General features: G+C 58.2%; 18 protein-coding genes. 12 read left to right on the top strand and 6 right to left on the bottom strand.

The genetic code is table 11. From position 1 onward, the window contains the following. Positions 1–13 precede the first annotated feature (13 nt). Genes EC836_RS03975 through EC836_RS03960 form a run of 4 tightly spaced genes read left to right on the top strand, consistent with a single transcriptional unit; the run spans position 14 to position 3546 of the window. Entirely contained in the window at positions 14–1177 is a 1164-nt protein-coding gene (locus EC836_RS03975; RefSeq protein ID WP_123330302.1) for a mandelate racemase/muconate lactonizing enzyme family protein, read from the top strand. After that, positions 1171–2067 (top strand): dihydrodipicolinate synthase family protein, encoded by an 897-nt coding sequence (locus EC836_RS03970; RefSeq protein ID WP_123330300.1) that lies wholly within the window; start codon positions 1171–1173, stop codon positions 2065–2067. The genes EC836_RS03975 and EC836_RS03970 overlap by 7 nt, the downstream gene beginning before the upstream one ends. Beyond that, on the top strand, positions 2064–2960 hold the full coding sequence (locus tag EC836_RS03965; protein WP_123330298.1) for a 2-dehydro-3-deoxygalactonokinase: 897 nt from the start codon (positions 2064–2066) through the stop codon (positions 2958–2960). Before EC836_RS03970 ends, EC836_RS03965 begins: the two co-directional genes overlap by 4 nt. Further along, positions 2950–3546: a bifunctional 4-hydroxy-2-oxoglutarate aldolase/2-dehydro-3-deoxy-phosphogluconate aldolase gene (locus EC836_RS03960; protein ID WP_123330296.1), complete on the top strand. Its 597-nt coding sequence runs from the start codon at positions 2950–2952 to the stop codon at positions 3544–3546. The genes EC836_RS03965 and EC836_RS03960 overlap by 11 nt, the downstream gene beginning before the upstream one ends. Here EC836_RS03960 and EC836_RS03955 read toward each other — a convergent pair. Further along, positions 3526–4218 carry a helix-turn-helix domain-containing protein gene (locus tag EC836_RS03955; protein WP_123330294.1) on the bottom strand — a complete coding sequence of 231 codons (693 nt, stop codon included), beginning with the start codon at positions 4216–4218 and terminating at the stop codon, positions 3526–3528. The two genes, EC836_RS03960 and EC836_RS03955, sit on opposite strands and share 21 nt — an antisense overlap. A 724-nt stretch (positions 4219–4942) precedes the next feature. Here EC836_RS03955 and EC836_RS03950 point away from each other — a divergent pair. The 3 genes from EC836_RS03950 (at position 4943) to EC836_RS03940 (ending at position 8780) form a co-directional block, all read left to right on the top strand. Beyond that, positions 4943–5701 carry a MurR/RpiR family transcriptional regulator gene (locus EC836_RS03950; protein WP_123330292.1) on the top strand — a complete coding sequence of 253 codons (759 nt, stop codon included), beginning with the start codon at positions 4943–4945 and terminating at the stop codon, positions 5699–5701. A gap of 117 nt (positions 5702–5818) precedes the next feature. After that, the gene (locus EC836_RS03945; protein WP_123330290.1) at positions 5819–7327 is read left to right on the top strand and encodes a PTS transporter subunit EIIC; all 1509 of its coding nucleotides are present in this window, start codon (positions 5819–5821) and stop codon (positions 7325–7327) included. A gap of 19 nt (positions 7328–7346) precedes the next feature. Next, positions 7347–8780, top strand: a complete 1434-nt coding sequence (locus EC836_RS03940; RefSeq protein WP_123330288.1) for a 6-phospho-beta-glucosidase — start codon at positions 7347–7349, stop codon at positions 8778–8780. Positions 8781–9222: 442 nt separating this feature from the next. Here the strand turns inward: EC836_RS03940 and EC836_RS03935 are convergent, their stop codons facing one another. The 4 genes from EC836_RS03935 to EC836_RS03920 form a co-directional block, all read right to left on the bottom strand. Next, positions 9223–10407, bottom strand: coding sequence for a M20 family metallopeptidase (locus tag EC836_RS03935; protein ID WP_123330286.1), 1185 nt, complete (start codon positions 10405–10407; stop codon positions 9223–9225). Positions 10408–10454: 47 nt separating this feature from the next. Further along, complete coding sequence (locus EC836_RS03930; RefSeq protein WP_123330284.1) at positions 10455–11675, bottom strand: hypothetical protein; 1221 nt, start codon at positions 11673–11675, stop codon at positions 10455–10457. Between the two features lie 373 nt (positions 11676–12048). Further along, positions 12049–13551: an L-arabinose isomerase gene (gene araA, locus EC836_RS03925; protein ID WP_123330282.1), complete on the bottom strand. Its 1503-nt coding sequence runs from the start codon at positions 13549–13551 to the stop codon at positions 12049–12051. Next, positions 13548–15245 (bottom strand): ribulokinase, encoded by a 1698-nt coding sequence (locus EC836_RS03920; RefSeq protein ID WP_123330280.1) that lies wholly within the window; start codon positions 15243–15245, stop codon positions 13548–13550. Before EC836_RS03920 ends, araA begins: the two co-directional genes overlap by 4 nt. A gap of 359 nt (positions 15246–15604) precedes the next feature. On the opposite strand from EC836_RS03920, the gene EC836_RS03915 reads away from it, so the two are divergent. The 5 genes from EC836_RS03915 (at position 15605) to EC836_RS03895 (ending at position 21282) form a co-directional block, all read left to right on the top strand. Further along, positions 15605–16588 (top strand): arabinose ABC transporter substrate-binding protein, encoded by a 984-nt coding sequence (locus EC836_RS03915; protein WP_123330278.1) that lies wholly within the window; start codon positions 15605–15607, stop codon positions 16586–16588. 123 nt (positions 16589–16711) lie between these two features. After that, a complete protein-coding gene (araG, locus tag EC836_RS03910; protein WP_123330276.1) occupies positions 16712–18235 on the top strand; it encodes an L-arabinose ABC transporter ATP-binding protein AraG in 1524 nt (507 codons plus the stop codon). A 16-nt stretch (positions 18236–18251) separates the two neighbouring features. After that, the gene (gene araH / locus EC836_RS03905; protein ID WP_123330273.1) at positions 18252–19235 is read left to right on the top strand and encodes an L-arabinose ABC transporter permease AraH; all 984 of its coding nucleotides are present in this window, start codon (positions 18252–18254) and stop codon (positions 19233–19235) included. 14 nt (positions 19236–19249) lie between these two features. Then, positions 19250–20167, top strand: coding sequence for an arabinose operon transcriptional regulator AraC (araC, locus tag EC836_RS03900; protein ID WP_123330271.1), 918 nt, complete (start codon positions 19250–19252; stop codon positions 20165–20167). A 74-nt stretch (positions 20168–20241) separates the two neighbouring features. Beyond that, on the top strand, positions 20242–21282 hold the full coding sequence (locus tag EC836_RS03895; protein WP_123330269.1) for an oxidoreductase: 1041 nt from the start codon (positions 20242–20244) through the stop codon (positions 21280–21282). Between the two features lie 295 nt (positions 21283–21577). Here the strand turns inward: EC836_RS03895 and add are convergent, their stop codons facing one another. After that, positions 21578–22576, bottom strand: a complete 999-nt coding sequence (add, locus tag EC836_RS03890) for an adenosine deaminase (protein WP_123330267.1) — start codon at positions 22574–22576, stop codon at positions 21578–21580. Positions 22577–23264: the final 688 nt, after the last annotated feature.

Here is a 23264-nt window from a genome sequence, read left to right as displayed (position 1 = left end):
AACTGGAGCTGCTATGCACATTACCAACGTGGAGTGTTTCCCACTCAAAATCACCCCGGATCGGGCCTATCTCGGCGGTAAGTCGGACGGGAGCGAGCCGGACTACTACTATCGGCCGGAATACCGCTGCGTCTATTCCCGCAAGATGGAAACCTGCCTGGTGAAAATTACCAGCAGCGACGGACACGTCGGCTGGGGGGAGGCGCTGGCACCGGTGGTGCCACAGGTGGCCGCCGAACTGATTAAACAGCTGTTTGCGCCGCTGCTGATCGGGGAATCGCCGTTCTCCAGCGGCGTGCTGAACGCCAGAATGTACGACTCGATGCGCGATCGCGGCCACACCGGCGGCTATCACGTTGATGCCATCGCCGGCGTGGATATCGCCCTGTGGGATCTTAAAGGCAAGATTCTCGGTCTGCCGGTCCATCAGCTGCTCGGCGGCGCGTTTCGCCGCACGATCCCGTGCTATGTCTCGGGCCTGCCCGAGCCGGATATCGCCAGCCGCTGCAGCCTGGCGAAGCAGTGGCAGGAAAAAGGCTTTCATGCCGTCAAGCTCGCGCTGGGCTACGGCGTGCGTGAAGACGTCAAAAACATCCGCGCCATTCGTGAAACGCTCGGCGGCGAGGCGCAGATTTTCATCGATGCGCACTGGAACTACAGCGTGGCCGACGCCAGCGATTTAGCCACGCAGCTGCACGCACTCGGAGTGGGCTTTCTGGAAGCGCCGCTGCTGCCGGAAGATATCACCGGCCATCGCGAACTGCGCGCCAAAAGCCCGGTGGCGATTGCGCTGGGCGAAACCGAACGCACGCGCTATCAGTTCAAAGCGGTAATCGAGCAGCGGGCGGCGGACATTCTGCAACCCGATGTGGGCAGGACCGGTATCAGCGAACTGATGCACATCGCCTCGCTGGCCGAGACGTGGAATCTGCGAGTGGCACCGCATTTAAGCGTGGGGCTGGGGCCGTGCATCGCCGCGTCGATCCATGCCGCCGCCGCCATTCCCAATCTGTTTATGCTCGAATACCAGCCTCCCGTTTTTGCCCTTGCCAATCAGCTGCTGAAGCAGCCGCTGATCTGCGAAGGCGGTGCTTATCATCTGCCGCAGGGTCCGGGTTTAGGCATTGAAATCGATGAAGATCGCGTTCGCGACGTGGTTATGGAGGCAGCATGTTAAAAGGTAATGTCCCGATTCTCGCCACGGCATTTGATGAGCAGGGCCAGCTGGATCTGGCCTCCGTTGAACGTCTGGTAAAGTTTCTGCTGCAGCAGGGCGTTGATGGTCTGGCACTGTTCGGCAATGCGTCCGAAGGCTATGCACTGACCCTGGATGAAAAGCGGGCGCTGTTTGAGTGCGTCAAAAAACAGGTGGGCGACCTGCCGCTGGTGGCCGCAGCGGGCGGGGCGTCATCCGCCGTCGCCATTGAGGAGATCGCCCGGGTGCAGCGCTGGGGCGCGCAGGTGGCGATGGTCAATCCGCCCTCGGTGGTGAAGCCCGGTCCGGAGGAGATTTATCGCTTCTGGCGCGACATCTGTCAGACATGCGATATCGACATCATGATCCAGGATGCGCCGCTGATGACCGGCGTTAACATTCCCGTGCCGACGCTGGTGCGCCTGTGTCAGGACTTCCCTACAATCAAATACATCAAAGTAGAACAGCCACCGACCACGCTGAAAATCACCGCCTTAAAGCAGGCGCTGGGGGAGAGCGTTGGCCTGTTCGGTGGCCTGAACGCCGGTTTCCTGTTTGAAGAGCTGTGCCGGGGGATCACCGGAACCATGCCCGCCTGTGAATTCCCGGAGGTGATCAATGCCATTTTGGCCGCCTGGCAGCGGGACCGCCGGGAAGCGCAGGCGCTGTTCTATCGCTATCTGCCTTTCCTACGCTACGGCGTGCAGCCGGGAATTGGCGTGGCCATTCATAAAACCGTGCTGCATCAGGCCGGGATTTTTGCCAGCGACTACGTGCGTGAACCGGCGAAAGCTCTGGACGACATCACGCGGCAGGAGCTTCGGGAGCTGACCGCGTTTCTGCCGCTGGCCGCGCTGGGAGGGGAGCGATGAACTACATTGCGGTGGACTGGGGAACCAGCAACTTCCGCGCGCTGAGCGTGCGCGATGGCGTGGTGGTGAAAGCGGTGCAGGACAGCTGCGGCGTTGGCAAATGCCAGAAAGCAGAACTGCCCGGGATCCTGCAACGGCAGATGCGGCGGCTGGAAGAGGCGTACGATGAGCGGCTGCCCGTGCTGCTGTGTGGGATGATCGGCAGTAATATCGGGCTTGCCGACGCCGGTTATCTCGAAATGCCGCTCAGCTTTTCGCAACTGCTGGGGAAAGGCCGGGCGCTGCCGGGCATCCTGCCCAATCCGCTCACCCTGCGGCCCGGTATCTGCGACCGGCGGGTCCACGAGATCTGCCGGGGGGAAGAGATGCAGCTGGCGGGGGCGCTGACGCAGTCCGATGCCTCGCTGTTTGCCGCCGTGGGCACCCACAGCAAATGGCTCAGGGTGGACCGCGCCCGGCAGGCGGTTACGGGTATGCAGACCATCATGACTGGCGAGCTTTATCATCTGCTGCTAAATCACGCGGTGGTGGGTAAAGGCCTGCCGGAACAGGTTCACTCAGCGGCAGCATTTCAGTCCGGCGTCGAGACGGCGGTCACGGTGGTGCGGGATCGGGCCGAACTGGTGACGGAGCTGTTTCGCTGCCGGGGCCGCTACATCCTGGATGCGCTGGCAAAAGAGGCGGCTGCTTCCTGGCTTTCCGGTCTGCTGATGGGATACGAAATACTGCGCGGCGATCCCGGCGGCAATGAAACGGTATGCTTTATCGGCAGCGAAGCGCTGCTGCCGCACTACCGGCAGGCCTGTGAAATCCTGCACCGCCGCTATCAGCTCCTGGCCGCCGAAAGCGCCACCCTTGCCGGATTCAATGAGGTGTTTCGTCATGGAGAGTAATCAGAAAATTATCGCCATCCTTCGCGGAATAACCGCTGATGAGGCCGTGCCGCATATTGCCTGTTTAGCCGAGAATGGCATCACTCGTATTGAAATTACGACCAATTCCCCCAGCTGGGAAACCAGTCTTTGCCGGGTTCGGCAGCGCTTCGGTGGCGATATTCAGCTTGGGGTGGGGACTGTCACCACCGCCGATCACCTGCGGCGCAGCGTGGCCGCCGGTGCCGATTTCATCCTGACGCCGAATCTCAATCCGTCAATTGTGACTCAGGCAAAAGCGCAGGGGCTTTTCGTCTGCGCGGGGGTGTTTACTCCAGGCGAAATATTTAGCGCGGTCGAACTGGGGGTGGATGTGATGAAAATATTTCCCGCCTGCGCGCTGCCGCGCAACTATCCGCAGCTGATCAAAGGCCCGCTTTCTCAGCCCGTCAGCTTTTCGGCCGTCGGGGGCGTGGAGGTGGATAATGTCGCTGAGTTTCTGCGCTATTACGACAGCGTGGGTCTGGGGTCCGCGCTGTATAAACCGGGCCAGCGCGTGGCCGACACGGCAGCCCGCTGCGCACAACTAAGGCAGCATGGGCAGTGATTCCCCGCTGATTTTTTTCGCCGCCGAGATCAGGTACAAACGCAGGCTCGCCGTATCCATCTTCTCACTGTTGATGTTCGACAGCGCAATGGCGGCCTGCATGCCCGGGATGTTACACGCCAGGCGGTAATCGCCGGGCCCAAAATCTTTGGCAAACACCTGATGCCGGCGCGCCTCATCAATATCCGGTTTGAGCAGATGATAATCATTAATGCCGATCTGGCCGATGATTTCTTCATCGCTCATCGCCGACAGCAGCTTAATGCCGATCACGGAATCATGAACCGGATACGACTGGTAATTACCGATGGCACGCGCAATGCTCTCCCCACCGCGGGTATGGATCAAATAGACCACGTTCTTGCCGCTCAGCGCGCCGATCACGATGGAAATCGTACGATTGCCGCTTTCTTCCAACAAATCCATTACTGCACTGTAAAACGCCGAATTATGGATCGCATGAGCCGAGAGGCGGTGGATGCCGATTCCCAGACTGTATTTGCGCCTGGCATCACGCTGCACCATATCCAGCGCCAGCAGGGTCTGCATCAGCCGCGTGACCTTGGCAGAGTCCAGCGCCAGCTCGCGGCCCATCTCGCGAATGCCCTGCGGCCGGTTCGCCGTGGCCAGTAAATTCAGACAGCGAAAGGCATCATAGACGGTACTGTTCATCGGGGTCCTTGCCGGAGGTGGGAGTCCGCTAATGATAAATCCGGTGCGTGCACGGTGACATCGGTTTAGCGGTGGAATGTGAAGTGTCTCAATTGTACGAATGAAGTTAATTTGGTCATTCCGCGGCGGGATTAGTGACTGGGTTGACCGCTTCGGGCAGATCGCCGGGTCGCCGTAAATACCTTCCTGTAGGCTTGGCTGCCGCCTCCCTGCGGCAGACACCCGGCTAACCTGTCCCGCAGCGGTCTCCCTTCTGAGTCATGGCGTTGCTGCTAAAAGAAGTGTTTTCCTGACAGCAATACCAGTATCCACAGGCAATCGGTGCTATCCGGAAAAGCGGACCGTCCGAGCACAGGGAAGTGCGAGGCCGAGCGAACATGGATGTGACAGCGGGTCCGCGTTCCGGATAGCACCGATGCGCCAGGCGCGAATACCAAAGCGATCGTTTGAAGCGCTGTAATATGCATGACGAGCGAACAGGGAGGAGCCAGCGGGTCCGCGTTCCGGATAGCACCGATACGCAAGGAGCAGGAATTGAAGCGATAAGCTCATTCTCGAACCCGGCGGCAGAAAGTCTATATTGCAGCCTGTCAAAATGCGTCACTCATCACATTTCAAACAATTAAATTTCTCCCGCCAGCCGCGATTTACGCGATTAATTACACGAGTGTCACGCCTTGTGACACTATGGTCGGCATAAATGACAATTCAGGATACTAACGTGATGTTCAATGCTAAAAAAATCGCTGCTCTGAACCTGTTGGAAAGCCACGTCCACAATTACATTATCAAAAATATTAACGCGGTTATTTATATGACCATCAGGGAACTTGCCGACAATTCCGCGGTGTCTACCGCAACGGTACTGCGCTTCTGTAAAAAGATGGATTTCAAAGGCTACTCCGAACTGAAAACCTGTTTGAAAATCCATCTGCAGAAAAATAATACATTATTGATTCCGCACGGCGCGGACGAAATAATGACATTCTTTAAAAGCATCAGGAATGATGAGTTCGATGAAGTGATAAGCTGTGCCGCCGAGCAGATCCGCAGCGCGGAGCGCGTGTTCTTCGTCGGGGCAGGGAGTTCAGGCTCGCTGGGCCGCTACGGGGCGCGTTTTTTATCTAACATCGGCAAGTTTAGCAACCACATTGATGACCCCTGGTACCCAGTCAGCACGGACATGGCCCAGAGTGCCGTTGCTATAGTGCTCTCCGTCTCGGGTGAAACGCCTGAAATAATAAAAATCGCCAGGCAATTTGTTATTCATCAGTGCAAGGTCATTGCGATTACCAGCAACCAGAAATCCACCCTTGCCAAATTGGCTGACTTTACTATTCCCTATCATGTCTCGCGTATTCTTATTGATGATGAATACGATATTACGACACAGGTTCCGGTCCTGTTTATCCTCGAATCTATCGGGCGAAAACTGGCGCTGGGTCGTCAGAATGGTCAGTCACAGGGTGTGACATTTCTGTAATTAGTGACGGATTTATTCATATTGTGACCACGTGACATTGCCTGATGCTTTACCTAACATGCCGGGAACAATTTGGGACCTCAGACCTGAACTCCCCTCTGGCAATGGAAAAAAACGATGGCAATAAATTATGCAGACTCTGCAAAAGAAATCGTAAGGCTTATTGGTGGTGATAATAATGTGCTCAGCGTCACGCATTGTGCGACGCGGCTGAGATTTGTGCTCAAGGACCCTTCTCAGGTCGATGTTGAATCGCTAAAACGCGTGCAGGGTGTGATTACCGCCGTGAAGGCCAGCGGTCAGATGCAGGTGGTGATTGGTAACCACGTGAGTGATGCTTACCGTGAAGTGCAAAACCTGCTGAACATCGACGAGAACGCCGCGGTTGAGGCACCGAATGTCGGTATCGTGAACCGCATCATGGATATCATATCCAGCATTTTCGCGCCTTTTCTCTATCCCCTTGCCGCCTGTGGCGTACTGCAGGGCATTATTTCCCTCCTGACGGCGATCGATCTTATGGATCCTGCGGGGGGCACCTATCGCATACTTAACTTCGTTTCCTGGACGGGGTTCACGTTCCTTCCCGTGATGGTCGCCTTCACCGCCGCCAAAAAGTTTAACGTGAATCCGTTTACCGCAGTTATTTCAGCCTGTGCTCTGGTCTCCCCGGACTACTTGAACATGCTGACCGCCAATAAAATACTGACGGTCAATTCAGCCGACCCGGCGATGCAGGCGCTGATGAAAAGCGCGGTTGAAAACCCAGCGATTGCAAAAGTGCTGGTGGAAGTCGCCGGCATTCCCATTGAGTCCGCGCCTCTGACCTTTATGGGCTTGCCGGTAGAGTATCTGAGCTACACCTCGTCGGTGATCCCCATCATTCTGATGGTCTGGGGGATGTCTTACGTCCAGCGTTTCTTTGAACGGATCCTTCCGATGGTGATCAGGAATCTGTTCACGCCGATGTTTTGCATCGCGATTATGGTGCCGCTAACGCTCCTCGCCTTCGGTCCCGTCGGCAATATGATCGGTGGAGCGATCGGCGGCGTCTATAACACCCTGTATCACCTGAGCCCTGCCGTTGCAGGCTTTGTCGTGGGCGCACTGTGGATGCCGCTGGTGACGCTGGGTGTGCACTGGGGCATTACGCCGGTCACCGTGGGTAACTACGCGACGCTGGGCTACGACACGTTCACCGGCCTGCAGGCCTCCGCGGTGTTTGGCATGGCGGGTGCCGTGCTGGGCGTGTACCTGAAAGCGAAAGATGCGGAGCTGAAGCGGCTGGCGTTATCCGCCGGGGTCACCGCCCTGTTTGGCATCACAGAACCGGCGATCTACGGGGTTGCACTGCGCCTTAAGCGCCCGATGATTTGTGGCTGCTTGGCCGGGGCCGGCGGCGGGGTGATTGCCGGCGCCTTTAATGCGGTTTCCTGGAGCTACTGCATCCCGGGGATTGCCGTGCTGCCGGTGTTCTTCAAGGAAGGACATATGACCCAGTTCCTCGGGTTCCTGATGTCGATTTCCGTCGCGTTTATCCTCGGGATTGTCTTCACCTGGATCGCCGGCTTTACAGAAAACACTCAGCCCAATACTCGCGCCATGGCACAGCCCGGCACTGTCTGAATATTTTTAGAGAAACATTATGAACAACGTATTTCCAGAAAATTTCATGTGGGGAGGTGCCGTAGCGGCACATCAGGTCGAGGGTGGCTGGGACCAGGGAGGAAAAGGCCCAAGCATTGTTGATGTGCTGACCAGCGGAGCGCACGGCGTTGACCGGGTGATCACCGACGGGATTCAGGAGGGCTGTCTCTACGCCAATCACGAGGCTTCAGATTTTTACCACCGCTATCGTGAGGATGTTGCGCTGCTGGCAGAGATGGGGTTCCGCTGCTTCCGCACCTCTATCGCCTGGTCACGTATTTTCCCCCGTGGCGATGAAGCTGAACCTAACGAAGAGGGTCTGCGTTTTTACGATGCGCTTTTTGATGAGCTTTTGAAGTATGGCATCGAGCCGGTGATCACCCTGTCGCATTTCGAAATGCCTAATTTCCTGGTGACGGAATACGGCGGCTGGAAGAACAGGAAGGTCGTCGACTTTTTCGTCAATTTTAGCGCGGTGGTATTAAAACGTTATCAGCACAAAGTGAAATACTGGATGACGTTTAATGAGATTAATAATCAGCGCAACTGGAAGACGCCGCTGTTCGGCTACTGCTGCTCCGGGGTGATTTTTACTGATGAGCCTAATCCCGAAGAGTGCATGTACCAGGTGCTTCACCACCAGTTTGTCGCCAGCGCACAGGTAGTGAAGCTGGGTCATGAGATTAACCCCGCGCTAAAAATTGGCTGCATGATCGCCATGGTGCCGCTTTATCCTTACTCCTGCCATCCTGATGATGTGATGTACGCGCAGGAGGCGATGAGGGAGCGATTCCTGTTCAGCGACGTGCATATGCGCGGCCATTATCCGGCCTACATTCTGAAAGAGTGGCAGCGTAAGGGCTACAGCATTGCGATGGAACCTGATGATGCGCAGATCCTCCGCGAGGGATGTGCAGATTACATCGGGCTGAGTTATTACATGAGCAATGCGGTCAGTAAAGCCAATGCAGGCACAGGGTCGGCGCTTTCCGGTTTTGAGGGCAGTGTGCCGAATCCGCATGTGAAGGCATCCGACTGGGGCTGGCAGATCGATCCGGTCGGCCTGCGCTACGTGTTGAACATCCTCTATGAGCGCTATGAGAAACCGCTGTTCATCGTTGAAAACGGCTTTGGTGCGATTGATAAGAAGGACGCATCCGGTGAAATCAACGATGACTATCGCATCGACTACCTGCGTTCACACATTGAAGAGATGAAGAAAGCCGTGGTGGAAGACGGCGTAGACCTGATGGGTTACACCCCGTGGGGCTGCATTGACTGTGTATCCTTCACGACCGGGCAGTACAGTAAGCGGTACGGCTTCATTTATGTCGATAAGAACGACGACGGCAGCGGTACTTTTGCGCGTTCTAAAAAGAAAAGCTTCGACTGGTATCGCCGGGTCATTGCCAGCAACGGGAGTGAACTTTAACGATCGCTAAGGGCAGATCGCGGTGGGATTGGTGTATGGGGTGACCGTTACGGGCAGATCGCCGGGTTGCCGTTAATACCTCCCTGGGGGCTTGGCTGCCGCATCCTTGCGGCAGACACCCGGCTAACCTGTCCCGCAGCGGTCTCCCTTTCAAATCATGGCGTTGCTGCCAGATACAATCAGTTGTTCCAGCAGCAACACCAAAACATGCGGGTAATCGGGGATGGACGGGTTAGTGGACCGTCCGAGCACATGGATGTGCGAGGCCGAGCGGATATGGACGTGACAGCGGGTCCGCGTTCCGACCAGCCCCGATAAGCCAGACACAGGATCTGAAGCAACTCCCCGAGCACTGGAACATGTCAGTGGGTCCGTGTTCCGGATAGCACCGATACGCCAGGCTCAGGAACCCGCAGCGAGACAGCCCTGCCTGACCGCAGCGTTAAAAATCATCCTGTTGCAGATAACGCCACGCATACTGCGCGTAAAGCTCCGCGCCGTGCACCATCACATCTTCATCAATATTAAAGCAGCCGTGATGATGCGCCCAGTCGGTACCTTTCTCCTTGTTACCGCACCCCAGCAGCGCAAAGCAGCCCGGGATATTTTCGATAAAGTAGCTGAAATCCTCACCGCCGGTAGTAGGGCGCTCGGCGTACAGCACCTCTTCACCAAAGGCATCGCGGATCACCGACTGCGCCAGCAGGGCGCTGCGCTCTTCGTTGATCACCGGCAGCGTACCGTAGGTGTACTCCACTTCGGCCGTAGCCCCGTAGATCCCCGCCGTCTGGTGGGCGTAACGCTCGATGGCCGCCTTCAGGCGCTCGCGGGTGGCGACGTCAAAGCAGCGCACCGTACCGTCCAGTTCCGCGTTCTCGGCAATCACGTTAAAGCGCGTGCCGACTTCCATCCGACCAATAGTGACTACCGCCGAGTCCAGCGGCGAGGTCTCGCGGGAGACGATGGCCTGCAGATTCATCACAAACGACGAGGCGACGACGGCGGCGTCAATGCAGGCTTCCGGCATCGAACCGTGGCCGCCGCGGCCTTTGAATTTCACCTTAAGCAGGTCGGCAGAGGCAAAGCTGGATCCGACGTTGCAGGAAATCTTGCCGGAGGCGGTGGTGGTCCAGATATGCATACCGAACACGTTATCCACGCCCTCAACCGCACCCTGGCGAACCATCTCGCGTGCGCCCTGGGCAATCTCTTCCGCCGGCTGGAAAATCAGCCTGACGTTGCCGCGCAGTTCGGCGCGGTGCTCCTGTAGCGCTCTGGCCGCGTTCAGCAGCATGGACGTATGCGCATCGTGGCCGCAGGCGTGCATCTTGCCGTCGGTCAGCGACTTATAGCTCAGCGTGGTGCTCAGTTCCTGAACCGGCAGCGCATCCATATCGGCGCGCAGCGCCACGGTTTTACCCGGCTGGCCGCCTTTTATCTCGGCGATAATGCCGGTCGGTTCAGTGAGACGATAGCTGATGCCGATCTCATCCAGCGCCTGCGCCACCTTCTGCGTGGTGCGGACTTCTTCCCACGGCAGCTCGGGGTGGGCGTGCAGGTCGCGGCGGAAGGCGATCATCGCCTCGGCCCAGGCTCGAACGGACTCGGTGATTGACTGACTGGTCATGAGTATTGCTTCCCTTATCTCTTGTACCGGTTGTACTGAATAATGCGTTAAACAGCAGGAATAATGTAGCCGACCATGATCCCGGCAAGGACCACCGACACCATGGTAACGGAAATAAAGCCACCGACCAGCATCGGGGCCAGCATGTGCTGGGTCAGCACCTCGCGCTCTTTCTCATCTTTGGTCAGCGCGGTGATGGCTTCGTTAGTAATAATGTAGTCCGCCGGGAAGCCGTACATCGAGGTCAGCGCAATGGCGAAGGCCATCTCCATACTGACGCCCAGCAGTTTGCCCACCACCCAGGAGACGATAAACATCCCCACCACGGCGGCGGCAATCAGCACCAGCATCGGAAACAGCAGGCGCAGCAGCATTTCCGGCGTGGCGCGGTTCAACGTATCAAAAATAAACAGCATCAGGCCCATCACCGCGAAGCCAAAGCCGTTGGCCTTTTGCAGCGGCTGCCTTTCCAGGAACCCCAGCGAGGCGGCGATCACCCCGAACAACAGGCAGAGCACGAACGGGCTGACCGCGACAACGGGCGCCAGCCAGCCGGAAACCAGATACGCCAGCCAGCCAACGAAGGCGAGGCGCATAAATTTGAAGTAGCTGGTGTTGTAGTGGGCGGGGAAACGGCCAAACAGGCGCGGCATGGCATTTTCGGCGCTGGCGGCACCCGCCGCCTTTTCCGGCAGCGGTGCGGCGGCAACGGTTTCCTGCCATTCCCCACGGCGGTATTTCTGCAGCACGCGCCTGCCTTCGCGCTGCAGCATAATGGCGGTAAGCGGATAGCCGGCAAAACCCTGCATTACGTAGATCAGAATGGCGAAAACGGACAAATCGACCAGCCCGGCGGACGCCGCACCTTTGGACATGATGATCGCCGACACGATGCCGCCGACCAGCGGTGGGATGGTGACAATGGCGGTATTACGGTCGAACATCAGCAGGCAGACCACGAAAACCGTGGCCATTATCCCGGCGATACCGGCCAGCGAGATAATAATGGTTTTCCACTGGCGGATCAGTTCAGGGACCGAGAGCAGGGTGCCCATATTGGTGATCAGCAAATACATCAGCATAACGGCCACCACCGGCGTGATACCGGCGCGGCTGACAATATCCTGCGGGAAGAAGGTCCAGTAGCCAATTAAAAACAGCACCGCACAGACAAATACGGACGGGATCCAGGCTTTGGTTCTGACCGATACCAGGTCACCCAGGTATAAAATGACCACAACCAGCAAAAGTGCGAACATTTGAGACATAAGACACATCCATTTGATTATTTTTAGAATAACAGCCCTGTTAGTCAGATAATCTGATTTTTACCTGAAAACTATAATTATCAACTTGTTGGTGGGGCTGGTAAGTCGGGGTTTTAGAACAAATGCCCAGGGTGTTAAATAAAGTGACCCGTGACAATAATTAACACAGCGCCAAACTGATGACCAGAGAAGAATGGGTGAAAATGTGAGGTTATAAGGAAAAACGATGCGCATTTAAGATGGCGGGATATTTCCCGCAGCGTTGAAACTGGCGTGCGGCTATATTCGGCTGGATACAAAATCTAATTTTACTTACGGTACGTAACCATCAAATAAGCACCGGCAGCACCGTCAGGCACCGCCGGTACATTTTTTAGCGTGCCAGACGATAATAAGCGTCGTTCCAGCGCAGCGCATCGCGGAAGCCGTGAATGGTGGTGTCGTTATCGATCACCAGTACCTCGATATTATGCAGTTCGCCGTACAGTCGCATATCGTCCACCGTCAGCGCCTGGCTGAACACCGTATGGTGGGCGCCGCCGCCGAGGATCCAGGCTTCTGAAGCCGTCGCCAGCGAAGGCTGGGCGCGCCACAGCGCACGGGCCACCGGCAGCACGGGCAGTGCGTGAGGCTGCTCGATGGCATCCACCACGTTAACCAGCAGGCGGAAGCGATCGCCCATATCAATCACGCTGGCATTCACCGCCGCACCGGCCGGAGAGGAGAAGATCAGGCGTGCAGGATCCGCCTTACCGCCAATGCCCAGCGCCTGCACGTCCAGCAGCGGGCGGGCTTCGCGGGCGATAGACGGGCACACTTCCAGCATGTGCGAACCCAGCACCAGATCGTTGCCCGGCGAGAAGTGGTAGGTGTAATCCTCCATGAACGAGGTGCCGCCCGCCTGGTTACCAGCCATCACTTTGAAAATATGCAGCAGCGCGGCGGTCTTCCAGTCGCCTTCACCGGCAAAGCCGTAGCCCTGCTGCATCAGGCGCTGCACCGCCAGCCCCGGCAGCTGGGTCATGCCGTGCAAGGTCTGGAAGTTGGTGGTAAAGGCGCGGCAGCCTTCGCCGTCGAGGAAGCGCTTCATGCCCAGTTCGATGCGTGCGGCATCCAGCACGTTCTGGCGTCGTTCACCGTTTACCGCCGCCGCCGCTGAGAACTCGTAGCTGCTCTCATATTCATCAACCAGCGCGCTGACGTCGCCGTCGCTGACCTGATTAATCACCTCCACCAGGTCGCCGACGCCCCAGCCGTTCACCGCATAGCCGAACTGGATCTGCGCGGCGACTTTATCGCCTTCGGTCACCGCCACTTCACGCATATTGTCGCCGAAGCGCGCCACCTTCAGTTGCTGGCTGGCAAGCTTCGCCGCCGCGCCGCGCATCCACTGTGCAATGCGCTGCACCGCCTGCGGATCCTGCCAGTGGCCGGTGACCACCTGATGCGGCAGGCGCATCCGCGCGCCGATAAAGCCGAACTCGCGGCCGCCGTGCGCGGTCTGGTTGAGGTTCATAAAGTCCATATCCATGCTGTCCCACGGAATTTCCGCATTGAACTGGGTATGGAACTGCAGCAGCGGCTTGTTGAGAACGGACAGCCCGCCGATCCACATTTTCGCCGGTGAGAAGGTATGCAGCCAGGTAATAATCCCCAGGCACTGCTGGTCGTGGTTGGCATCGCGGCACAGCGCCAGCACCTCGTCCGGGCTTTTGACCAGCGGCTTAAGCTGAAGTGGGAAGGGCAGTTTTCCTTCACGGTTAAGCTGGTCAACCACCTCTTTGCCGTGCTGTTCAACCTGACGCAGGGTTTCCGCGCCGTAAAGATGCTGGGTACCAATCACAAACCATACGGTTGCGGTGCTTAACTGGGTCATAAAACCACTCCTTCACTAACGGTTGACTGTTGTGGCGCAAACTGCGGTTCGGCAACTTCGCACCATTGAAGATAACGCTGATAAAGCTGTTGAAAACGGGCGACGCGCGCGGGGTCCGGCTGCAGGGTCTGCTCCAGCGGGCTGGCCATGTGCTGCTGCGCGGCCGGAATATCGGCATAGACGCCGGCGGCAACTGCGGCAAAAATGGCCGCACCCAGCGCGCAGCACTCGTCGGAGGCGACGATATCCAGCGGGCGGTTCATCACGTCGCAGCACACCTGCATAATCGCCGGTGACTTGCGGGCGATGCCGCCGAGCGTCAGGATCTGCTGCACCGGAATATCCTGCTGCTCAAAGCACTCCATAATCGCTCTGGCCCCGAAGGCGGTGGCGGCGATAAAACCGCCGAACAGGGTGGGCGCATCGGTCCCCAGGTTAAGATCGGTAATCACCCCCTTCAGGCGCTGGTTGGCGAACGGCGTGCGGCGGCCGTTAAACCAGTCCAGCACTACGGGCAGATGATCGAGCTGCGGATCGCTGGCCCAGGCTTTAGTTAAATCCTCCAGCAGGGCGCGGCGAATGGGTTCCAGCTGGGTTTTGAGTTCCGGCCGCTGCTGCATGGCCTGCACCAGCGGCCAGCTGAGAAGACGGCTGAACCAGGCATACATATCGCCAAACGCCGACTGCCCGGCTTCAAAACCGATCATGCCCGGCACCACGCTGCCGTCGACCTGGCCGCAGATGCCCTTGATGGCCCGGTCGCCTACGCGCTCGGGGTCGGCAATCAGAATGTCGCAGGTGGAGGTGCCGATCACTTTCACCAGTGTGTACGGCTTCGCACCGGCCCCGACCGCGCCCATATGGCAGTCAAAGGCACCGCCGGAAATCGCCACGCCGCGCGGCAGGCCGAGCCTTTCCGCCCACTCGGCGGTCAGCTCACCCACCGGCAGATCGGCGGTCCAGGTATCGGTAAACAGGGGAGAGTCCAGATCGCGGGTCAGCAGCGGATCCAGCGCATCAAGGAATGCGGCCTCCGGCAGCCCCTGCCACAGCGGATGCCAGAGTGATTTATGCCCGGCGGCGCAGCGGCCACGGCGCAGGTCGGCGGGGGCGGTGGTGCCGCTGAGCAAAGCTGGGACCCAGTCGCATAACTCCACCCACGAGGCGGCGGCGTCACGCACCGCGGCATCTTCACGGCTGACGTGCAGAATTTTGGCCCAGAACCATTCAGACGAGTAGATCCCACCGATATAGCGGGAATAATCTCCGAACTCGCCGCTGTGGCACAGGCGGGTAATGGCTTCCGCTTCTTCGATGGCGGTGTGATCCTTCCACAGCACAAACATCGCATTGGGGTTATCGGCAAATTCCGGGCGCAGCGCCAGTACACGGCCTTCGCGGTCGATGGGGGCCGGGGTCGAACCGGTCGAATCCACGCCAATCCCGACCACGTTCTGGCTGTCCGCGCCGAGTTGAGTGACAACGTCACGAATTGCCTGCTCCAGCGCCTCAATATAATCCGCGGGATGATGGCGGAACTGATTGCGATTGGGCTGACAGAAACGACCTTCCTGCCAGCGGGGATAGGCGACCACCTGTTTCGCCAGTTCACGTCCGCTGGCACATTCCACCGCCAGCGCCCGAACCGAGTCGCTGCCAAAATCCAGACCGAGGGTAATGGCACCCTTGTTCATAGTTGTTCTCCAGAGACGATAGTCAAGTCTCCTTATCCTGAGCACATGGTGCAGAAGCGGTTAGGTGTGAGTGGCTGCATATATGCACTTTTCTGCCATCCGTTCCGGTTATGTGATGCGCTTCAAATGTTATTTTCCGGTTAAATCAGCTGAATGCATGGACAAAACGCCTGTAATTCCAGTGTGTGATAGCGCTCTACAAATTTCCGTTTATATACGGGTAAAACTAATTAACCGCCGCCGCAAAAAACACGACGGTTTTAGATAAGTTGCTGTTTATACGATTTTAATAATTTCATCTTCCGATTGTTACCGTTTACACAACCCCGTCAAAAGCGGGCACTGAGCCGGAGAGCCTCATGCACAAATTTACTAAAGCACTGGCCGCAATCAGCCTTGCTGCCGTTATGTCACAATCCGCTATCGCAGAAACAATGAAACTCGGTTTTCTGGTGAAGCAGCCGGAGGAACCATGGTTCCAGACCGAATGGAAATTCGCTGACAAAGCCGGTCAGGAGCTGGGCTTTGAGGTGATAAAAATCGCCGTACCGGACGGTGAGAAAACCCTGAACGCCATCGACAGCCTGGCGGCCAGCGGTGCCAAAGGCTTTGTTATCTGCACCCCGGACCCGAAACTGGGTTCCGCGATTATGGCGAAGGCGCGTAGCTATGACCTGAAGGTGATTGCGGTCGACGACCAGTTCGTTACCGCGAAAGGCAAGCCGATGGATACCGTGCCGCTGGTGATGATGGCGGCGACCAAAATCGGTGAGCGTCAGGGTCAGGAGCTTTATAAGGAAATGCAGAAGCGCGGCTGGGATGTGAAAGAAACCGCGGTGATGGCGATTACCGCTAACGAGCTCGATACCGCCCGCCGCCGTACCGGTGGATCGATGGATGCGCTGAAGGCGGCCGGGTTCCCGGAAAAACAGATTTATCAGATCCCGACCAAATCTAACGATATCCCGGGCGCGTTCGATGCCGGCAACTCGCTGCTGGTGCAGCATCCTGAAGTGAAAAACTGGCTGATCGTCGGCATGAACGACAACACCGTGTTGGGCGGCGTGCGCGCAACGGAAGGCCAGGGCTTTAAAGCGCCTAACGTTATTGGCATCGGCATCAACGGCGTGGATGCGGTCAGCGAACTGTCGAAAGGCCAGGCCACCGGCTTCTACGGCTCGCTGCTGCCAAGCCCGGACGTTCACGGCTACCGCAGTATCAAAATGCTGCATGACTGGGTGACCAGCGGTACGGAGCCCGCCAAATTTACCGAAGTGACCGACGTGGTGCTGATCACCCGCGACAACTTTAAGGCCGAGCTGGCTAAGAAAGGATTGATGTAAATCATGGCGTGACAATGTCACTTAATGTGGGTCGATTGCTGCCGCGATCGGCCCACGGTCAGGTTAACCGTATGACTGGACGCGCACAGTTTACGCCGTCCCACACCGTTTCAGGGGAGTGATATGACCAGAGAACCCGCTTATCTCAGCTTTCACGGCATAGGTAAAACCTTTCCCGGCGTGAAGGCACTGCAGGACATCAGCTTCGACTGCCATGCCGGAGAGGTCCATGCGCTGATGGGGGAAAATGGTGCCGGGAAATCAACGCTGCTGAAAATTCTCAGCGGAAGCTACCGCGCCAGCAGCGGAGAGATTCGCCTTCAAGGCCAGCCGGTGAATTTTCAGCACACCACCGATGCGCTGAACGCCGGGGTGGCGATTATTTATCAGGAACTGCATCTGATCCCGGAAATGACCGTGGCAGAAAATATTTTCCTTGGCCAGCTACCGCAGCGCGGCGGGCTGGTCAATCACCGTCGCCTGCGCGCCGAAGCGGCGAAGCAGCTGGCGGTGCTGGGTATGGATATTGACCCGGACATGCCGCTGAAATACCTGTCGCTGGGGCAGTGGCAGATGGTTGAAATCGCCAAGGCGCTGACCCGCAACGCGCAAGTGATTGCCTTTGATGAGCCAACCAGCTCGCTTTCCGCACGTGAAATCGACCAGCTGTTCCGCGTGATCCGCCAACTGCGCGCCGATGGCCGTGTGGTGCTGTACGTCTCGCACCGCATGGAGGAGATCTTTGCACTCAGCGATGCGATTACCGTTTTCAAGGACGGCCGTTACGTCCGGACCTTCAGCGACATGAGCACCTGCGATAACGAACAGCTGGTGCAGGCGATGGTTGGCCGCGATATCGGCGATATTTATGGCTACCGCCCGCGCCCCTGCGGTGAGGTGCGCCTGCGGCTGGATAACGTGCAGGCGAAAGGCGTGCGCAGCCCGGTATCCTTCAGCGTGCGCGCCGGTGAAATCGTCGGGCTGTTTGGCCTGGTGGGCGCAGGGCGCAGCGAGCTGATGAAGGGGCTGTTTGGGGCCACCCGGCTGACCGGCGGTGAACTGTGGCTGGACGGCGTAAAACTCACCCTGCGTGAACCGGTCGAGGCGATCCGCGCCGGAATTATGCTCTGCCCGGAAGATCGCAAGGCCGACGGCATCATTCCGGTTCACTCGGTGCGCGACAATATTAACATCAGCGCCCGCCGCAATAACCTGACGGCAGGCTTTCTGATTGATAAAGCCTGGGAGTCGAAGAACGCCGGGCTGCACATCCGCTCGCTGAACATCAAAACCCCGACGGCGGACCAGCTGATTATGAATCTTTCCGGCGGCAACCAGCAGAAGGCGATCCTTGGCCGCTGGCTGTCGGAAGAGATGAAAGTGATCATGCTCGACGAGCCGACGCGCGGCATTGACGTGGGCGCCAAAAACGAAATTTATCAGCTGATCTATGCGCTGGCCGAGCGCGGCATTGCCGTGCTGTTTGCCTCCAGCGATTTGCCGGAGGTGATGGGCCTGGCCGATCGCATTCTGGTGATGCGCGAAGGCGAGATCGCCGGCGAGCTGGCCCACGACGATGCCACCGAAGCGCTAACCCTCGGTCTGGCGATGCCTAAAACCGCAAAACCTGCCACCGCGGTGGCCTGACATGCAGGAGAAACCTATGTCTTCGACAACTTCAACGACCGCTCCGGCGGCACCCTCGCGCCTGAGCTTAGGGCGTATCTGGGATAACTTCGGCATGCTGGTGGTGTTTGCCGCGCTGTTCCTCGCCTGTATGGTCTTCGTGCCTAACTTCGCCAGCATTATCAATATGAAAGGGCTGGGGCTGGCTATCTCGATGTCCGGAATGGTCGCGTGCGGCATGCTGTTTTGTCTGGCCTCCGGCGATTTCGATCTCTCGGTGGCCTCGGTGATAGCCTGCGCGGGTGTGACCTGCGCGGTGGTGATCAATCTCAGCGAAAGCCTGTGGATCGGCGTGGGTGCCGGGCTGCTGCTCGGCGTGGCCTGCGGCTTCGTCAACGGCTTCGTCATCGCTAAACTGAAGATCAACGCGCTGATTACCACCCTGGCGACCATGCAGATTGTGCGCGGTCTGGCCTATATTTTCTCGGACGGCAAAGCGGTCGGCATCGAAGACGAGCGCTTCTTTGCGCTGGGTTACGCCAGCTGGCTGGGCGTGCCTGCACCGGTGTGGTTAACCATTATCACCCTCGCGCTGTTCGCCTTCCTGCTGAATAAAACCACCTTTGGCCGCAACACGCTGGCTATCGGTGGCAACGAAGAAGCTGCCCGCCTGGCCGGGGTGCCGGTGGTGCGTACGCGGATCATCATCTTTATCCTCTCCGGCCTGGTGTCGGCGGCTGCGGGCATCATCCTGGCCTCGCGCATGACCAGCGGCCAGCCGATGACCTCGATTGGCTATGAGCTGATTGTGATCTCGGCCTGCGTGCTGGGGGGTGTATCGCTGAAGGGCGGCATTGGTAAAATTTCCTATGTCATCGCGGGCGTCCTAATCCTGGGTACGGTTGAAAACGCTATGAACTTATTGAATATCTCGCCTTTCTCACAGTACGTGGTGCGCGGTTTGATATTGTTAGCAGCAGTGATTTTTGACCGCTACAAACAGAAAAATAAAGCAGCCTGATAAGGGGACGCGTTATGTATCATCGCCTGGCACCGGTCACACAATCTAACCCGCTGTTACCCGGTTATCAGTTCGGTGCCTGGCTGGTGGCCGGACTGACGCCGATCAACGCCGACGGGCCGCTCGATTTCTTTGTCGATCGGCCGCACGGTATGAAAGGCTACATCCTGAACCTGACGGTGAAAGGGCGCGGACGTATCTTTGACGGTGAGGCCGCCTTCGACTGCGAAGAGGGCGATCTGCTGCTGTTTCAGCCGAAAACCCCGCACTACTACGGTCGTTCGCCGGACAGCGACGCCTGGCATCATCGCTGGGTTTACTTCCGCCCGCGCGCCTACTGGAGCGACTGGCTCTCGTTTCAGGACGAAGTGCAGGGCGTGGGGCGGCTGCATCTTCCCGAAGCGCTGCGCGGGGAGTTTGACCGCCTGTTCGCCAGCATTGAAAACACCCATAACTCCGGGCGACGCTTCGCGGAAGAGCTGGCAATGAATCTGCTGGAGCGCCTGCTACTGCGTGCGGTAGAGGAAGATCCGCGCAGCCATCAGCAGGTGCGCGATTCCCGGGTGATTGAAGCCTGTCAGTACGTCACCAGCAACCTGGCGGCGGAGGTGAAAATTGAAGAGGTGGCAAAACACGTCTGCCTGTCGCCTTCGCGGCTGGCGCACCTGTTCCGCGAGCAGATGGGGGTTAATCTGCTGCGCTGGCGTGAAGACCAGCGGGTGATACGCGCCAGGCTGCTGCTGCAGACTACCCAGGAACCCATCGCCAGTATCGGGCGTGAAGTGGGCTATGACGACCAGCTTTACTTTTCCCGCGTTTTTCGTAAACGGGTTGGCGTCAGCCCCAGTGATTTCCGCCGCCGCAGCCTGGATGCGCACGATGCGCTGGTCGCTCAGGAAACATGGTACGTACCACGGCGTGCTAATGAATAAAAATCAGAATGATTTCAGCTTGTCCTCTCTGGACCGATCGTCTTAAATCAATGGGTAACCAATGAGGGAAAGTGATGACTGATAAAATACGTGTAGGGCTGGTGGGCTATGGTTTCGCCAGTAAGACGTTTCATGCGCCGCTGATTGCCGGAACGGCAGAAATGGAGCTGGCGGCGGTTTCCAGCAGCGATGCCGCCAAGGTTCATGCCGACTGGCCTTCGGTGCAGGTAGTATCCGATCCTCAGGCGCTGTTCGACGATCCGACCATCCAGCTGATCGTCATTCCCACCCCGAATGACACCCACTTCCCGCTGGCGAAAGCCGCGCTGGATGCGGGTAAAAACGTGGTGGTGGATAAACCATTCACCGTGACGCTGTCACAGGCACGCGAGCTGGATGCGCTGGCAAAATCCAAAGGTCTGCTGCTGTCGGTGTTCCATAACCGCCGCTGGGACAGCGACTTCCTCACCGCTAAGTCGTTGCTGGCTGAGGGAACCCTCGGTGAAGTACGCTACTTTGAGTCGCACTTCGATCGTTTCCGTCTGGAAGTGAAACAGCGCTGGCGCGAGCAGAAAGGTCCGGGCAGCGGTATCTGGTACGATCTGGGGCCGCATCTTATCGATCAGGCACTGCAGCTGTTCGGTTCCCCGGTAGCGATTAATGTCGACACCGCCGAGCTGCGTCCCGGCGCGCAAACCACCGACTATTTCCACGCCACGCTGATTTATCCTCAGCGCCGCGTGGTGCTGCACGGCAGCATGCTGGTGGCGGCGGAATCCCCGCGCTATCAGATCCACGGCACGCAGGGCAGCTACGTGAAATATGGCCTTGACCCGCAGGAAGATGCGCTGAAAGCGGGTGCGCGCCCGCCGCAGGAAGACTGGGGCTACGATATGCGCGACGGCGTGGTGACGCTGGTCAACGGTGACGTGCTGGCGGAGAAAACGCTGCTGACCATTCCGGGCAACTATCCGGCGTACTATGCGGCGATCCGTGACGCGCTGAACGGCGTGGGTGAGAATCCGGTGAAAGCCGAAGAGGCGATTCAGGTGATGGAGCTGATTGAGCTGGGCCTGCAGTCTGCCGAGAAACGCCAGACTCTGTCGCTGAGATAATCTGATCCGCCCAAGGTAGATCCTGCCGCTGAGTTTATCTGGGCAACCAGGGTAAGATCCTGCTGCTGAGTTAATCTTGGCGGTCAACGTTAGTTCCTGCGGCGGAGTTAATCTGGGCAGTTAACGTAAGAGCCTGCCGCAGAAATAATGCGCGGGGTCTTCGTAAGTCACTGTCGCTGAGATAATTCGCACAGCCGGGGACTTCCCCTGATGAGAAGTGTCGAACCACTGCCGCCGCCTGTCGGATCGCTATCCGTGGTGCGGCGGCAGTTTTTTTATTTTCCTGCTGAGCAAATCAACCCGCGACGCGAGCCTGCACCGTGGCTTTTTCGGCGGCGCTCAGGAAGGCGATTTTCAGGCCGTTCTCCTGCGCGGTACGCATCTGCTGCTGGCTCAGACCGGCTGCCGGCGCGGCAACCTCATATTCATGACCAATCTCGATACCCTGAACCGCCGGGTCGTCGGTGTTGATGGTGGCCAGAATGCCGTGTTCCAGGAAGGCTTTCAGCGGATGGCCCGCCAGCGACGCCACGGTGCTGGTCTGGATATTAGAGGTCAGGCAGGATTCAATACCGATACCGTTTGCCGCCAGATAATCCATCAGTGCCCGATCCTCAATCGCCTTCACGCCGTGGCCGATACGTTCTGCCCCCAGCTCGCGAATCGCCTGCCAGATGCTTTCTGCACCGGCTGCTTCGCCCGCGTGCACGGTGATGCGCAAACCGGCATCGCGTGCGCGGTTGAAGTGGCTGAGGAACTGATTGCCCGGGAAGCCGAGTTCATCACCGGCCAGATCCAGCGCGGTGATGCCGTCGCGGTGGGCCAGCAGGGCATCCAACTCGCGCAGGCAGGCTTGCTCCCCGAAGGTGCGGCTCATAATTCCGATCAGGCGCACGTCGATATTGTGCGCGGCACATCCCGCTTTTACGCCGTCAATCACCGCTTCGACCACGCCGTCAACCGGCAGGTGATGGGTCATCGCCATATAGCCCGGGGAGAAACGCAGTTCGGCGTAGTGAATTCCGGCGCGCGAGGCATCCTCAACGTTTTCCTGCGCCACGCGGCGGCAGGCCTCCAGCGAGCCGAGGACTTTAACGCCCCAGTCGAGTTTATTCAGGAAGCTGACCAGATCCGGTTCGGTTTCGATAACCTGCACGTGCGGGCGCAGGGTTTCCAGGGTGCTGGCGGGCAGGGTGAGGTTAAATTCACGGCCTAAATCGAGGATAGTTTGCGCACGAATGTTGCCATCAAGGTGGCGATGAATATCGGTAAGGGGGAGCAGGCGGTCGATCATTGTCGGCACTCTTGAGGTGAGGTAAAAGTGCAGAGCATTATAAAAACTATTTGCGCAACAGTACCAGTTATTTGCGCAAATGAGCGATTGGTTGCTGGTTAATTGGGCGGAACGGTTGTTTGCAGGGTTGTCGTTGGCTGCTGATAATGGCATCTGTGCTGGATTGTTTGCAGCGTCGGAGTGGGCGCTGGCTGGCCGTACCCCCGGTCGGGCGGTCCTCGCGCCGCGTTGCGGTTCCCTCACTTCGTTCGTCAGCCGGTCGGACCGCCACAGACGCGCGTCCTGCGCGGCTGTGACTTTCGGCCACGTCCGTGTGGCCGAATCCTGGCTTCCTCAATGCGCTCAGCGCTGCGGATTGCCCGCTCGTGGGCACGGCCAGCCTGCTTTCTGACTTCTGTGTTGCCTGAAAGACAAAATGCAAAAAACGATGAAATTGTTGAGAAGGGACAGCCTCTGCTGCTGCGTAAGGGCATCCGCAGCGCTGAGGTGGAGCCATTGAGCCAGGAGGCGACAACAGGGATAGATTGGTTGCAAATCCGGGCATTGCTGCTGGCTGGCCGTGCCCCCGCTCGGGCGGTCCTCGCGCCGCTTCGCGGTACCCTCACTTCGTTCGTCAGCCGGACGGACCGCCACAGACGCGCGTCCTGCGCGGCTGTGACTTTCGGCCACGTCCGTGTGGCCGAATCCT

Source organism: Erwinia sp. JUb26, assembly GCF_003751505.1.
In the GTDB taxonomy this organism is placed as follows: domain Bacteria; phylum Pseudomonadota; class Gammaproteobacteria; order Enterobacterales; family Enterobacteriaceae; genus Erwinia.
This window is presented reverse-complemented; position numbering and strand designations above follow the sequence as displayed.

Bases quoted from the DNA above. Each gene is read 5' to 3' on its own strand.
- EC836_RS03975 (WP_123330302.1), top strand. From the start codon at position 14: ATGCACATTACCAACGTGGAGTGTTTCCCACTCAAAATCACCCCGGAT.
- EC836_RS03970 (WP_123330300.1), top strand. From the start codon at position 1,171: ATGTTAAAAGGTAATGTCCCGATTCTCGCCACGGCATTTGATGAGCAG.
- EC836_RS03965 (WP_123330298.1), top strand. From the start codon at position 2,064: ATGAACTACATTGCGGTGGACTGGGGAACCAGCAACTTCCGCGCGCTG.
- EC836_RS03960 (WP_123330296.1), top strand. From the start codon at position 2,950: ATGGAGAGTAATCAGAAAATTATCGCCATCCTTCGCGGAATAACCGCT.
- EC836_RS03955 (WP_123330294.1), bottom strand. From the start codon at position 4,218: ATGAACAGTACCGTCTATGATGCCTTTCGCTGTCTGAATTTACTGGCC.
- EC836_RS03950 (WP_123330292.1), top strand. From the start codon at position 4,943: ATGTTCAATGCTAAAAAAATCGCTGCTCTGAACCTGTTGGAAAGCCAC.
- EC836_RS03945 (WP_123330290.1), top strand. From the start codon at position 5,819: ATGGCAATAAATTATGCAGACTCTGCAAAAGAAATCGTAAGGCTTATT.
- EC836_RS03940 (WP_123330288.1), top strand. From the start codon at position 7,347: ATGAACAACGTATTTCCAGAAAATTTCATGTGGGGAGGTGCCGTAGCG.
- EC836_RS03935 (WP_123330286.1), bottom strand. From the start codon at position 10,407: ATGACCAGTCAGTCAATCACCGAGTCCGTTCGAGCCTGGGCCGAGGCG.
- EC836_RS03930 (WP_123330284.1), bottom strand. From the start codon at position 11,675: ATGTCTCAAATGTTCGCACTTTTGCTGGTTGTGGTCATTTTATACCTG.
- araA (WP_123330282.1), bottom strand. From the start codon at position 13,551: ATGACCCAGTTAAGCACCGCAACCGTATGGTTTGTGATTGGTACCCAG.
- EC836_RS03920 (WP_123330280.1), bottom strand. From the start codon at position 15,245: ATGAACAAGGGTGCCATTACCCTCGGTCTGGATTTTGGCAGCGACTCG.
- EC836_RS03915 (WP_123330278.1), top strand. From the start codon at position 15,605: ATGCACAAATTTACTAAAGCACTGGCCGCAATCAGCCTTGCTGCCGTT.
- araG (WP_123330276.1), top strand. From the start codon at position 16,712: ATGACCAGAGAACCCGCTTATCTCAGCTTTCACGGCATAGGTAAAACC.
- araH (WP_123330273.1), top strand. From the start codon at position 18,252: ATGTCTTCGACAACTTCAACGACCGCTCCGGCGGCACCCTCGCGCCTG.
- araC (WP_123330271.1), top strand. From the start codon at position 19,250: ATGTATCATCGCCTGGCACCGGTCACACAATCTAACCCGCTGTTACCC.
- EC836_RS03895 (WP_123330269.1), top strand. From the start codon at position 20,242: ATGACTGATAAAATACGTGTAGGGCTGGTGGGCTATGGTTTCGCCAGT.
- add (WP_123330267.1), bottom strand. From the start codon at position 22,576: ATGATCGACCGCCTGCTCCCCCTTACCGATATTCATCGCCACCTTGAT.